Here is a 12,508-nt window from a genome sequence, read left to right as displayed (position 1 = left end):
CCGAGCTCGAGAAGTCGGCGAGAGTCGTGAAGTTCGACTCGAAGACAACGGTAGTGCTCGGCGAAAATGATACAGGCAAGTCATGTTTGATAAAGTCGATTTACGCTGCCTTTGGAGCCGACGCCTATAAAGTCAGCTCTGACTGGCAATCGCTCAAGGTAGACTTGCTTCTAGATTTTACGGTCAACCAAGATTCTTACAGCATCCTGCGAACAGGAAGCTTCTTCGGGCTCTTCGACCAAAGTGGGCAAATGGTTTGGGAAGCCTCTAGCGTTACGGACAGGGTTGCGCCTCAGTTGGCCGAACTTCTCGACTTCAGGCTGACATTGCAGAATCGAAGCGGTGACCAAGTAGTCCCGCCGCCGGCGTATTGCTTCCTGCCCTTTTATATTGACCAAGACATCGGCTGGCTAAAGACCTGGAGTTCGTTCGCGCGCCTTCAGATGTTTGAAGGTTATCGACATGACGTGTCTTACTTTCACGCCGGCTTATTGCCGAATGAATATTACGTGGCCAAAGGCTTGAAGTTAGAAGCAGAGAGAGCGAAGGATAACCTCAAAGTAGAGAAGCGCGCACTGGACCGCGCAGGCAAGCGACTGAGGAATCGCGAACGGCAAAGCATACGATTTGATCTAGTCCCGGCGTCGTTTGGCGAACAAGTGACGGCACTATTGAACGAATGCGAAGAACTGCAACGGCACCAAGATGCTGTTCAACGTGTTCTGTCTGACCTGAGCTCTAAGCGCATGGCGCTTCTAGAACAAAAGGAATTGGCGTCGAATGCCTTGGTGGAGCTTGATGCCGACTACGAATTCCTTCGCGATTCAGCAGATCCTGAGATCGTTTGTCCGACTTGCGGAACAATTCACACGAACGATTTTTCGAACAAGTTCGGCCTTGTCTCGGATGCTGAGTCGTGTCGCAGTCTATTATTAGAAGTTCAGCATGAAATCGATGTCATCGACGAACAGATCATTTCTCAACGCCGCAAGTTTGGAACGTTCACTGAAAATATTCAACGCATCAACGCCTTGCTTGACGAGGAACGGGGTGAATTGAAGCTTCGCGACCTGATCGCAGGAGAAAGTGAGCGTCTGGTAGACATAGCGCTGACCGAAGAGCACCGTGACTTAGACGCTACGATAGGCGGGCTAGATGCGAAGTCCGATGAAGCTCAACTCACTATGAAATCGTATGAGAACACGAAGAACCAAAAGCCAATAAAGGATCGCTACTTCTCTCATATGAAGAGTTTTGTGACGCAGCTGAAGGTGCCAAAATTATCTGAGAAGGGCTATAAGAGAATCGACTGTTCGATCAGTGAGACCGGCAGCGACCTTCCCCGGGCTCTGCTTGCTTATTATTTGGCATTCATCCATACGATGCATTCTCCAACCGGTTCAGCCTCGTGCCCCCTTGTGATTGATACGCCGGTGCAGCAAGACCAAGACCCCGAGAATGCTGCGCGTATGATCGAAGCATGCCTGAATGGTGCTCCAGCGGGCACGCAAATTATCCTTGGAACAGTCGGTCTACACGGCGTGCGGTATCATGGTCACACGATAAGAACCGAAGACAAATACAGACTGCTCAGTCGAGACAACTATGAGGCCGTTGCGCGGCACATGAAGCCGTATTTTGCCCAGATGCTGAGGCGCAGGTAGTACAACTGAAATGTTGCGGCCGGCTGAGAAGCATAGAACAGCTGCAACGTCCTGGAGCTCCATCGCTGCCTGCGCAAGACCGACGCTGCCGCAACTGATGCGTGAGGCCACCCGCTCCCCCTACCCCCGAAAATCATGCTCCTCAACACGATCCCTGGCGGCGTGCCCTCGAACTCCGTCGCCTGATATTTGCGTCCGGTGCAGGCTTCGATGCGCTCGCGCAGGCGGATGAACTGCTCTTCGGCCTGGCGCGCGGGCCGCGCTCGAGGTTGTCCATGGCGGAGGTCGAGATCGCGCAGGCGATCTCCTTCGTGCCTTCCTGCAGAGAGAGTGCCCAGACGTTCATGCGACGTGGCGACGATCCAAGACTCAGATGTCGTTCCATCACTTGCCACCGCGCAACGAGCCACCCCGTAGTGCTACTAGCTAAGCCAAGGTCTTATTGATCACCCGCACTGGTTGCGCTTTTGTGCAACTTTCCGGGGGGATCCTTCTAATGCGTATTTTGGGCCTGGCGGTCCTTGCGGCCGCACTTTCTGGCTGCGCGTCGTCTTCATCTGACATCACGGCGGCTTACGTCTCGCCGGTGCAATATCAACAATACAACTGCCAGCAGCTCGCGCTCGAGGCGCAGTCGGTATCCGCTAGAGCTGCGACCCTCTCCGGCGTTCAGGACAGCCAGCGCACCAAGGATCAGGTCGTAACGGGCGTTGCCGTCGTTGTGTTCTGGCCCGCGGCGTTCCTGGTTGGCGGCGACAAACAGGCCGCGGCCGAACTTGCGCAGATGAAGGGACAGTTGATTGCGGTCGAACAGGCCTCGATCGCAAAGAAGTGCAACATTCAATTCCAGGGCAAGCCGCAGGAACCGCCGAAGTAGGCGCCCTCGCCCTACCCCCGAAAATCAATGCTCCGCAGCACGATCCCCGGCGGGGTGCCTTCGAACTCCGTCGCCTGATATTTGCGTCCGGTGCAGGCTTCGATGCGTTCGCGCAGGCGCGTGAACTGCTCTTCGCGCTCGCTGGGCCTGGCGCGTGGGCCGCGCTCGAGGTCGTCCATGGCGGAGGTCGAGATCGCGCAGGCGATCTCCTTACTGCCGTCCTGCATCGAGAACTGGACGATGCCGCGGTCCTGGTCGTGGCCGATGAAGCGGCTGGTGGTGAGTGGCATGGGGTACTCCTTTTGCGTCCGGGCGTCGTGCCGGCCTTGTGCGCGATGGCGCGCGGGGGACGCCGGTCGGCGTGATCGAAGCACGCTGTGGCACGAGGGTGCACGACAACTGACTTCGGTGGTTATGGGTCCCGGCCCCCCGTGCGCAATTGCGCACTAGGCCGGGACGACGCCTGAGTGGCTTGCCTTCAGCCGTCGCCGTTCAGTCTTGCGAAATCGTCGAACAGCGCGGCGACCAGCGCGCGGTGGCGGGTGTCCTCGGTGGGGAGGCCCGCGGCATAGAGGTTGAGCAGATGGCGGGCCTTCACGGCGGCCTCCGGCCAGGACGCGGCCGGCACCGACATCATGCGGTTTTCGAGATCGGCCTCGCGCTCGCGCAGCTCCCTGACCTGGGCCTCGACATCGGCCAGCGCGCGGCGCAGATCGGTTGCCTTCTGGGCGGCCATGCCGCGATGGGCGTCGAGATCGACCGGGATGTCAGTCATTTCAGGCACTCGCGTCGATACGTTGGGCATCCGCCAGGTCGACCGAGCCGATCGACAGCATTTCCGTCGCACCGCGCACGCCTTCGGAGGGCACCGTGATCATGGTGGCGACGCGGCGATAGGACGCGAAGGACAGGCCCTCGATCATCTCCTCGTCGGTGACGACCTCATAGGCGCCGGCCGGCAACTGACGCTCGAGGCCGCGGATGTGGAATGGATGCTTGAAGGTGATGGTCTCTCGCCGCGAGCGGATGGTCATGCGCGCCTGCCTTTCGCAAAGAAGGGGCCCCAACCGACACCAGCTGTGGCGAACCATGCGCCTGTTGCGCGGCAATAGCCAGCTTTATGTCAGCGCGGGCCGACACTTAAGGCCCACGCGCGCACTCGCGCGCGGCGTTTTAGTCCTCGCAATCGGCATAGCGCGGGCGTACGCTCGACCACGTCAGCGCAGCTCACGCAATTGCCGCGCGTCGATGTTGCGCTGCATCTTTCGCGCCTCGTGTGCGCGGCGGCGATCTTCAATGGCCGATATTCAAAGGCTTGGGCGATGTATCTCGTAGCCCGCCAGCGACCATTGCAGCGCCGATCTCGCACGCGGACGAACTCGAAACCCAGGAGGAGACGACGTCATGGCCAAGGGACAGCAACGCAGCAATCGCGAGACCAAGAAGCCGAAGAAGGACAAGATCAAGACCAGCGTCGCAGCGCCAAGCCGCAAGGATGCGGCGTGGCAGCCGGAGATCGGTCAGAAGAAGAAGTAGGGGGCGGATCAAAGCAATCGCCGCGGAGCGGTGCTTCTTCACCTCGCCCCGCGTGCGGGGAGAGGTCGGAATTCGCGCGGAACGCGCGCATTCCGGGTGAGGGGGGCTCTCCGCGAGTCCATCTCTCACCTCGCCTGCGGAGACTCCCCCTCACCCCACCCTCTCCCCGCAAGCGGGGCGAGGGAGAGCAGGCACTGCGCCCAGCATCACCGTCGTCTCTCCCTCCCCGCCCTTTTCCGCTATACTCGCCCGGGTAGCATCACCGGGAGGGGCGTACCGTGGAGCACGAACCAAAATCCGAGCCGAAGAACCTCGTCATCTGCTGTGACGGCACCGGCAACGAGATCTCGGAGAACATCTCCAACGTCCTGAAGCTCTATCGCTGCCTGCGCAAGACCGACAAGACGCAGCCGCGGCAGATGGTGTTCTACGATCCCGGCGTCGGCACGGTGACGGAGCCGTCGACGTGGCACCGGCTCAAGGCCAACGTCAATCTGGTGCTGGGGCTCGCCACCGGCTACGGGCTCGATGACAATGTGCTCAGCGCCTATTGCTTCCTGGTCGAGCACTACGCGCCCGGCGACAGGATTTACCTGTTCGGTTTTTCGCGTGGGGCCTACACGGTTCGCGTGCTGGCGGGGCTGATCCACAAGATCGGCCTGATCTCGCCGGAGCAGGCCAACCTCGCAGGCAGTGGCCTCGTCGCCTACAAGCAATATTCCGGCACCGGGCGCGGCAACGACATCGAGGACCTCAAGGACGTCGCCATCGACGAGAGCGGCCCGCTGCCGAAGGACGCATTCGACCTTGCCGCGCAATTCGCGCGCATCACATCGACGCGCTGGCCGACCATCCACTTCATCGGCGTCTGGGACACGGTGGCGAGCGTGATCGTGCCGCGGCGCGACAATTTCTTCTTCGTGTTCAGCCTGGAGGAGCTCGCCTTCACGCTGCGCAATCCCAGCGTCAACATCTTCCGCCAGGCGATCGCGATCGACGAACGGCGCTGCATGTTCCGCCTCAAGCAGTATGACGAGCCGCAGGATTACTGGCGCAACCGTTATGTGCCCGACGAGAAGAAGGAGCCGCAGGACATTTTGCAGGTGTGGTTCGCCGGCGTGCATTGCGACGTCGGCGGCGGCTATCCGGAAGCCGAGAGCGGCGAGTCCAAATATCCGCTGCTCTGGATGATCGAGGAGGCGACCAAGGCGGGGCTGAACTTCAACCCGCGCACGGTGAACCAGCTCGCCTGGGGCATCCAGCGCAAGAACTCGCCGTTCCAATACGTGGAGCCGGCCTACACCGGCAAGACGGGCGCGCTGCATGATTCGATGACGGCGCCCTGGCGCGTGCTGGAGTATCTGCCCAAGAGCGCGACCTACAAGGAATGGCCGGAGCGGAAGGTGTTTTTGGGTTTCTACATCCCCGACTGCGAACCGCGCCCCATCCCCGACGGCGCGCATGTGCACGAGAGCGTATTGAAGCGGATGGCGGTGGAGCCGGGCTATCGGCCGGTGAATCTGCCGAAGGAGTATGTGACGGTGCCGATGCCGGTGCCGCCGCATGCGGGTGTTGGGTCTGGAGGCGAGGCGGGGGAGATCGTGGTGGGGTGAGGTTTGGTTGGCGGCACTGGGTGCCCCAAAAAAGGTGTCGTCCCGGCGAAGGCCGGGACCCATACTCCTCAGCAGAAGTTATGGCGCGAAATGGCAATGACCAATCTTCGCCAAATCGCATTCGGTGGCTATGGGTCCCGGCCCCCCGTGCGCAATTGCGCACTAGGCCGGGACGACGCAATGTTTGAGGCGAGCGCAGCGCGCCCTCACCACCTCCCCACCCCGCTACCGCCGCTTTCTCCATTCGCCGACACTTTTCATTAAAATTCTCAGCCCCGCCTTAGCCGGATCGAATCAACTCGTCTGCATCATCTCCCAGACCACCCGCGCCATCCGCGGAAATTGGAGGAGAGTGCCAATGCATCCGCGACGACATGCCCGCGTCAAACCCGCAGGCCTGGTGTCCCGCCAGGCCAAGATCATCACCGACCCGCGCGCGCCGGTGATCCCCTGCACGCTGATCGACTATTCGCCGGGCGGCGCCTGCGTCGATCTCGGCGGGCAGGTGAAGATTCCCGATCGCTTCGAGCTGCTGCATGTGAACACCAAGAAGCGCTGCCGCGTGGCGTGGAAGCGCGGCACGAAGGTGGGCGTGGTGTTTTAGGCCCTCCCGTCGTCCCGGCGAAGGCCGGGACCCATAACCACAGGGAGCAGTTTGGCGAAGGCTCGTCGTTCGGTACGCCTACCGCCCACAATCGATGAATCACGCGGTATGGGTCCCGGCCTTCGCCGGGACGACGGCGGAGATTGGAGCGTGCACCGCCTTTCCTCGTTCCCCTACTTCCGCGTCCGCGCCTTCGCGCCCGCGACGATCTGCATCGCGACGCCGGCGACCCAGCCGAACAGGGCGAACCAGCTCCAGGCGATATGCGGCTCGAGGCGGAGCACGATGATGGCGACGGAGGCGAGCGCGGTCAGCGTGGCGCAGAGCGTGCCGGCGGCGCTCAACAGTTCCGCGGCGTCGATGTCGCCATGGGCCTCGTCGAACGGCAGCTGCGGCGTGTCGATGCCGAGATAAAAGCCGACGAAGCCCAGCACCATCATCAGCAGCAGGAAGCCCTCGGTGGTGAGCGCGGGTATAGCAGATCCCACATAAGCGCCGACGAACAGCCCGCACGCCGCGCCCGCCATCGCAAGACCCACGCGCTCGATGACATGGGCAGCTTTTCGAACACGAAACCGCATGGCGAGCCTCCGTGAGGCGTTGGACGCGCGCGAGGTTAGGCCAGATTTGGCGAGGGTGGAAGCTGAGGGGAGTTACGGATGCGTGAGGCGAGGTGTTGCCTCCCTCTCCCCGTCGTCCCGGCGAAGGCCGGGACCCATAACCACCGAATTCGGTTTGGCGAAGACAGGCAATGACCTTCTTGCGCTGTCACCGCGGCCTCGGCGTATGGGTCCCGGCCCCCCTTGCGCAATTGCGCACTAGGCCGGGACGACACAGGTGGCGCGGTCCTCGCGCCACACTTGCACCACTCACCGCGCCCCGAACGTCGTCTTGCCGAACAGCGCCTTCTGGGTCGAGGGCTGCGAGCGCCAGAATTGCGGCGGGGCTTCGACCTCGCCGCCGAGCTCGGCTGCGGCGTGCCAGGCCCAGCGGGGGTCGTAGAGCATGCCGCGGGCGAGCGCGATCATGTCGGCCTTGCCGGATGCGACGATGTCTTCCGCCTGCTTCGGCTCGGTGATCAGCCCGACGGCGATGGTGGGCAAACCCGTCTCGCGCTTGATGGCTTCCGCAAACTGCACCTGGTAGCCGGGCCCGAGCGCGATCTTCTGCAACGGCGAGACGCCGCCGGAGGAGGCGTCGATCCAGTCGACGCCGCGCGCTTTCAGCGCCTTGGCGAACGCGATCGTCTGCGCCAGGTCCCAGCCGCCCTCGACCCAGTCGGTCGACGACACCCGCATGCCGACCGGCTTGTCGTGCGGGAACACCGCGCGGACCGCGTCGTAGACCTCCAGCGGGAAGCGCATGCGGTTCTCGAGCGAGCCGCCATACGCGTCGGTGCGCCTGTTCGAGATCGGCGACAGGAACTGATGCAGCAGATAGCCGTGCGCGCCGTGCAGCTCGATGGCGTCGATGCCGATGCGATCGGCGCGTTTCGCCGACTCGACGAAGGCATCGCGGATGCGCTTGAGGCCGTCGGTGTCGAGCGCCAGCGGCGCGGCTTCGCCCTCCTTGTGCGGCAGCGCGGACGGCGCCACGGTCTGCCAGCCGCCCTGGTCCTGCGGAATCAGCTGGCCGCCGTCCCAGGGCCGTGCGCTGCTGGCTTTGCGGCCGGCATGCGCGAGCTGCATCGCGACCGCGGTCGAGGAATGTTTCCGCACCGCGGTGAGGATCTGCTTCAGCGCCGCCTCGGCGGCATCGCTGTAGAGCCCGAGGCAGCCCGGCGTGATGCGGCCGATCGCCTCGACATGGGTCGCCTCGATGCAGAACATCGCCGCGCCCGACAGGCTGAGATTGTTGATGTGGGTGAAGTGCCAGTCGGTGGGAACGCCGTCCTCGGCCGAATATTGGCACATCGGCGACACCACGATGCGGTTCTTCAAAGTCAGGCCGCGCAGCTTGATCGGGGAAAACAGGGCGCTCATGCGGGGGAGTTCCGGAAGGAATGGAGGGAAAGCTGGCCGCGATGCTAGCGAGCCTCTTCCCTCTCCTCAAGCCGCCGGGCGCGCAACCCTCCCCTACGGCTTGATGCCAGCGGCCTTGATCAGCTCCAGATTGGCCGCCATCTCGCGCTTGACGAAGTCGTCCATCTCGGCCGGCTTCATCGGCATCGGTTCGATGCCGAGCTTTTTCAGGCTCGCCTGCATCGCCGGATTGGCCAATACCCTCTCGCCCGTCGCGTGCAGCTTTTCGACGATCTCGCGCGACGTCTTCGCGGGCACGAACACGCCGAACCAGATCTCGCTGTCGGCGTCCTTCAATCCGATCTCGACCGGCGTCGGCACGTCGGGCAGATCGGCGACGCGCTTGGCCGTCGAGACCACCAGCGCGCGGACCTGGCCCTCGCGGATCAGCGGCAGCGCTGTCGCCAGCGGACAGAAATAAAGATCGATCCGTCCGCCGAGAATGTCGGCGATCACTTCCGGGCCGGCGCGATACGGCACATGCGTGGCCTCGATCCCGGCGGCATAGCGGAATTTCTCGCTCGATATATGCACGGCGCTGCCGATGCCGACCGAGCCGAACGAAATCGAGCCGGGTTTTGCCCTGGCGTCGGCGATGAAGTCCTGGATGGTTTTCCAGGGCCGTTCCTTCGGCACGATCATTACATTGGCGCCGGATCCGATCATCAGCACCGAAGCGAGGTCACGGGAAGGGTCGAAGGTCGCGCTCGGAAAAATCGCGGGCGCGATGGTCAGCGCCGATGACTGGGCGAGAAGGCTGTAACCATCGGGATCGGATTTGGCGACCAGCGCCGAACCGACCAGGCCGCCGCCGCCGGCGCGGTTTTCGATCACGATCGATTGACCGAGCTCAGCAGCGAGACGCTCGAACACTAGCCTTGGCACCACATCGGCCGCGCTGCCCGCACCGAACGGTATGGTCGCCTTGATCAGCCGCGTCGGCCAGCCTTGTGCCTGTGCTGCAGCGGCTATCCAGAAGCCGACAAGGACGCAAAACACCCGAAGAAACCTGTTCATCGAGAACTCCGTTTCAATCATCCGGAGCAGTGCAAGAACCGTTCCGTGCGGCCTGCTACTCCACCAGCGCGAACTGCAACAGCAGCGTGCGCTGGAGCATCGAAAAATTGTCGTCCGACACCAGGGTCAGCACGGTCTCGCCCTCGGGCGTGACGTGGGCGTCGATGCCTTCCATGTTGTCGATCTCGTGGCCGAGATCGGCCTTGAACAGCACGGGGCCGTCGACCAATGCGCCGGGCGCTATCGATTTCAGGGGGATCGCGCGGATGCGGATATCGACGCCGGTGAACCAGGAGAATTTGCGTTCGAGGATCAGGAGATCGCCCGAGGGCAGCAGCACGGCGTCGCTGATGAGCTGCTGGTCGGTGCGGCGAATGCTGAACTGGCCGGGCGTCGGGCCGCCGATCAGGAAGGCGATCAGATTGCCGTCGGCATCGAAGCCGCCCTCCGACAGCGCGATCAAGGTGCCCGCGAGCGGCTGCCCTTTGGGGACGAACACCAGCGCCTCGAGCCCCTTGTTGTAGGGCAGTTTCCGCACCCCCGGCGGCGTCGGCAGCACTTCGCCGCGGGCGCGCGTGCCGCCCTTCGCAAAATCGAACCGCATGATCTGGTTGACGCGCTCGAGCCCGACATAGACGAGGTCGCCGTCGCGCGCGAGCGACTCGGTGTCGTACCACAGCCGCTTCTCCGTGATGGGCCGCCCCTCCGCATTGAGCACCGGCGCGGCCTCGACGTCGTCGAGCCCCGTCATGCTCCGCCCGGAATAGCGGATGCGACCGGTGAACCAGGTGCCCTGGTCGGACATCGCGAGGAAGCGCTCGCCTTTGGTGTCGAGGAAGCGGAAGCCGGACAGGCCGCCGAAGCCGCGAAGCGGCGAGGTCAGCACCAGGCCGCTGCGATAGTCCAGCGAGCCGAACCGCGTGCGCGCGCGGTCGCGCGGCTCGAAACTGGGGATCGGCCGCGCATTGACCTCGATGCCGACGGGGGCTGCGACGGCGTGCTCGATCAGCGCCGGCTTCGGCGCGGGCTGTGCCTGCGCCAGGCGAGACAATGCGAGAGTGGAAAATCCCGCCGCCGCGTGGCCGAGAAAGCTGCGGCGGGATCGATGGTTGCTCACGAATGCAGTTTGCGTCGCGGGCGACCGGCCGGTTGCGTGGGCGCGGTGTTGGTCTCGCTGAACAGTTCGGCGAGTTTTTCGGTGATGGCGCCGCCGAGCTCTTCGGCGTCCACGATCGTCACCGCGCGGCGATAATAGCGCGTCACGTCATGGCCGATGCCGATCGCGATCAGCTCGACCGGCGAGCGGGTCTCGATCTCCTCGATGATGTGGCGCAGGTGCCGCTCGAGGTAGTTGCCGGGATTGACCGACAGCGTGGAATCGTCGACCGGCGCGCCGTCCGAGATCATCATCAGGATCTTGCGCTGCTCGGGCCGGCCGAGCAGGCGCTTGTGCGCCCAGTCGAGCGCCTCGCCGTCGATGTTCTCCTTCAACAGCCCCTCGCGCATCATCAGGCCGAGGTTTTTCCGCGCGCGACGCCACGGAGCATCCGCCGATTTGTAGATGATGTGGCGGAGGTCGTTGAGACGGCCGGGACTGGCCGGCTTGCCGGCGGCAAGCCACGCCTCGCGCGATTGCCCGCCCTTCCAGGCGCGCGTGGTGAAGCCGAGGATCTCGACCTTGACGCCGCAACGCTCCAGCGTGCGGGCGAGGATGTCGGCGCAGGTCGCAGCGACCGTGATGGGCCTCCCGCGCATCGAGCCGGAATTGTCTAAGAGCAGCGTCACCACGGTGTCGCGGAACGTCGCCTCCTTCTCGTGCATGAAGGACAGCGGGTGATAGGGATCGGTCACCACGCGCGACAGCCGCGCGGGGTCCAGAATGCCCTCTTCGAGATCGAACTCCCAGGCGCGGTTCTGCTGCGCCATCAGCCGGCGCTGCAGGCGGTTGGCGAGACGGGCGACGATGCCCTGCAGATGCGCGAGCTGCTTGTCGAGATAGGCGCGCAGGCGCTCCAGCTCGTCATGGTCGCAGAGGTCTTCGGCGGCGATGACCTCGTCGAACTTCGGCGCGAAGGCGTGATATTCCGGCCCGCGCGGCTCGTTCTTGCCATGCGAATTCGGCCGCGTCGCCTCGCCCGGCGTCTCGTCGTCGCCGAGCTCGCCGTCGTCGAAGGTGTCGGAGGTCGAGGCTTGCGCGCTTTCCATCGCGCTCTCGCTCATCTCCTCGCTCGATGCCTGGGCCTGATCGGCGCTCATCTCCTGCGCGGCGTCGGAATCGGGCGAGCCCTCGGCACCGGACTGATCGTTGTCGCCGTCCTGGTTCTCGTCGTTCTCGTCATTGTCTTCGCTGTCGGCGCTGCGCTCATCGCCGATCTCGAGCGCCGTCAACAGATCATGCACGGCATCGCCGAACCTGGTCTGGTCCTCGACCAGGGTGTCGAGCCGGTCGAGCCGCCTGCCGATCTTGTCTTCGAGGATGGGACGCCAGAGATCGACCATCTTCTTCGCGGCCGTCGGCGGCGCCATGCCGGTCAGGCGTTCGCGCACCAGCATCGCCAGTGCGTCGGCGAGCGGCGCGTCGGCGCGATCGGTGATCTCGTCGAACTTGCCGCGATGGAAATGGTCGTCGAGCATCGCGGTGAGGTTTTTCGCAACGCCCGCCATGCGCCGCGCGCCGATCGCCTCGACGCGGGCCTGCTCGACCGCCTCGAACACGCCGCGCGCCTGCGGATTGCCCGGCATCAGCTTGCGATGCAGTTTCGGATCGTGACAGGCGAGCTTGAGCGCGATCGAATCGGCATGGCCGCGCACGATCGCGGCATCGCGCTTGGTCATTTTTCGCGCGGGCTCGGGCAGCCGCGCCTTGCCCGGCGCGAGCCCGGGGCGCTCGGCGGCGAAGCTGACGTCGAGCTCGGGCGCCTTGGCGATCGCCTTCAGGCAGGACGCCACCGAGCGCTTGAACGGCTCGGTCGGAGCTTCCTTGGTGTTGCGGAATTTGGAGTTGGAGGTGGTGCTCATCTCGCCCTTACCCGTCGTCCCGGCCTAGTGCGCAATTGCGCACGGGGGCCGGGACCCATAAACCACCGGCGATCATTGCGTCAGGAGAAATTAGCAGCGTCGCTTCACTTGATACATCTCGCGGTATGGGTCCCGGCTTTCGCCGGGACGACATCACA

At 63.7% G+C, this 12,508-nt stretch carries 13 protein-coding genes and 1 pseudogene; 5 read left to right on the top strand and 9 right to left on the bottom strand.

The window, feature by feature from the left end; translation table 11 throughout:
- The first annotated feature begins 26 nt into the window (after positions 1-26).
- Positions 27-1,664 (top strand): hypothetical protein, encoded by a 1,638-nt coding sequence (locus C7G41_RS05245; protein ID WP_146159748.1) that lies wholly within the window; start codon positions 27-29, stop codon positions 1,662-1,664.
- Positions 1,665-1,786: 122 nt separating this feature from the next.
- On the opposite strand, the pseudogene C7G41_RS38180 reads toward C7G41_RS05245, so the two are convergent.
- Positions 1,787-2,049 (bottom strand): annotated as a pseudogene (locus C7G41_RS38180) (DUF1488 family protein); the annotation flags it as partial.
- Positions 2,050-2,160: 111 nt separating this feature from the next.
- Here C7G41_RS38180 and C7G41_RS05235 point away from each other — a divergent pair.
- Positions 2,161-2,541, top strand: a complete 381-nt coding sequence (locus C7G41_RS05235) for a hypothetical protein (protein ID WP_106941582.1) — start codon at positions 2,161-2,163, stop codon at positions 2,539-2,541.
- An 11-nt stretch (positions 2,542-2,552) separates the two neighbouring features.
- Here the strand turns inward: C7G41_RS05235 and C7G41_RS05230 are convergent, their stop codons facing one another.
- The 3 genes from C7G41_RS05230 to C7G41_RS05220 form a co-directional block, all read right to left on the bottom strand.
- On the bottom strand, positions 2,553-2,831 hold the full coding sequence (locus C7G41_RS05230; protein ID WP_106941581.1) for a DUF1488 family protein: 279 nt from the start codon (positions 2,829-2,831) through the stop codon (positions 2,553-2,555).
- Positions 2,832-3,019: 188 nt separating this feature from the next.
- A complete protein-coding gene (locus tag C7G41_RS05225) occupies positions 3,020-3,316 on the bottom strand; it encodes a hypothetical protein (RefSeq protein ID WP_106941580.1) in 297 nt (98 codons plus the stop codon).
- 1 nt (position 3,317) lies between these two features.
- Positions 3,318-3,575, bottom strand: a complete 258-nt coding sequence (locus C7G41_RS05220) for a hypothetical protein (protein WP_018452939.1) — start codon at positions 3,573-3,575, stop codon at positions 3,318-3,320.
- Between the two features lie 370 nt (positions 3,576-3,945).
- Between C7G41_RS05220 and C7G41_RS38720 the strand changes: the two genes are divergently transcribed.
- From C7G41_RS38720 to C7G41_RS05210, 3 genes are all read left to right on the top strand, one after another.
- A complete protein-coding gene (locus C7G41_RS38720; RefSeq protein ID WP_306768030.1) occupies positions 3,946-4,077 on the top strand; it encodes a hypothetical protein in 132 nt (43 codons plus the stop codon).
- A 278-nt stretch (positions 4,078-4,355) separates the two neighbouring features.
- Entirely contained in the window at positions 4,356-5,690 is a 1,335-nt protein-coding gene (locus C7G41_RS05215) for a DUF2235 domain-containing protein (RefSeq protein WP_106941579.1), read from the top strand.
- A gap of 358 nt (positions 5,691-6,048) precedes the next feature.
- The gene (locus tag C7G41_RS05210; protein WP_007599245.1) at positions 6,049-6,294 is read left to right on the top strand and encodes a PilZ domain-containing protein; all 246 of its coding nucleotides are present in this window, start codon (positions 6,049-6,051) and stop codon (positions 6,292-6,294) included.
- 173 nt (positions 6,295-6,467) lie between these two features.
- Here C7G41_RS05210 and C7G41_RS05205 read toward each other — a convergent pair whose 3' ends face one another.
- From C7G41_RS05205 to cobT, 5 genes are all read right to left on the bottom strand, one after another.
- On the bottom strand, positions 6,468-6,875 hold the full coding sequence (locus C7G41_RS05205; protein ID WP_106941578.1) for a hypothetical protein: 408 nt from the start codon (positions 6,873-6,875) through the stop codon (positions 6,468-6,470).
- Positions 6,876-7,163: 288 nt separating this feature from the next.
- Positions 7,164-8,276 carry an NADH:flavin oxidoreductase/NADH oxidase gene (locus C7G41_RS05200; RefSeq protein WP_106941577.1) on the bottom strand — a complete coding sequence of 371 codons (1,113 nt, stop codon included), beginning with the start codon at positions 8,274-8,276 and terminating at the stop codon, positions 7,164-7,166.
- 93 nt (positions 8,277-8,369) lie between these two features.
- The gene (locus tag C7G41_RS05195) at positions 8,370-9,332 is read right to left on the bottom strand and encodes a tripartite tricarboxylate transporter substrate binding protein (RefSeq protein WP_106942164.1); all 963 of its coding nucleotides are present in this window, start codon (positions 9,330-9,332) and stop codon (positions 8,370-8,372) included.
- Between the two features lie 55 nt (positions 9,333-9,387).
- The gene (locus C7G41_RS05190; RefSeq protein ID WP_106941576.1) at positions 9,388-10,449 is read right to left on the bottom strand and encodes an esterase-like activity of phytase family protein; all 1,062 of its coding nucleotides are present in this window, start codon (positions 10,447-10,449) and stop codon (positions 9,388-9,390) included.
- Complete coding sequence (cobT, locus tag C7G41_RS05185; protein WP_106941575.1) at positions 10,446-12,350, bottom strand: cobaltochelatase subunit CobT; 1,905 nt, start codon at positions 12,348-12,350, stop codon at positions 10,446-10,448. Before cobT ends, C7G41_RS05190 begins: the two co-directional genes overlap by 4 nt.
- Positions 12,351-12,508 lie beyond the last annotated feature (158 nt).

The organism is Bradyrhizobium sp. MOS002, from assembly GCF_003020115.1.
In the GTDB taxonomy this organism is placed as follows: Bacteria; Pseudomonadota; Alphaproteobacteria; order Rhizobiales; family Xanthobacteraceae; genus Bradyrhizobium.
Note: the sequence above shows the minus strand (reverse complement) of the source record. Positions and strands in the feature narration are given on the sequence as shown.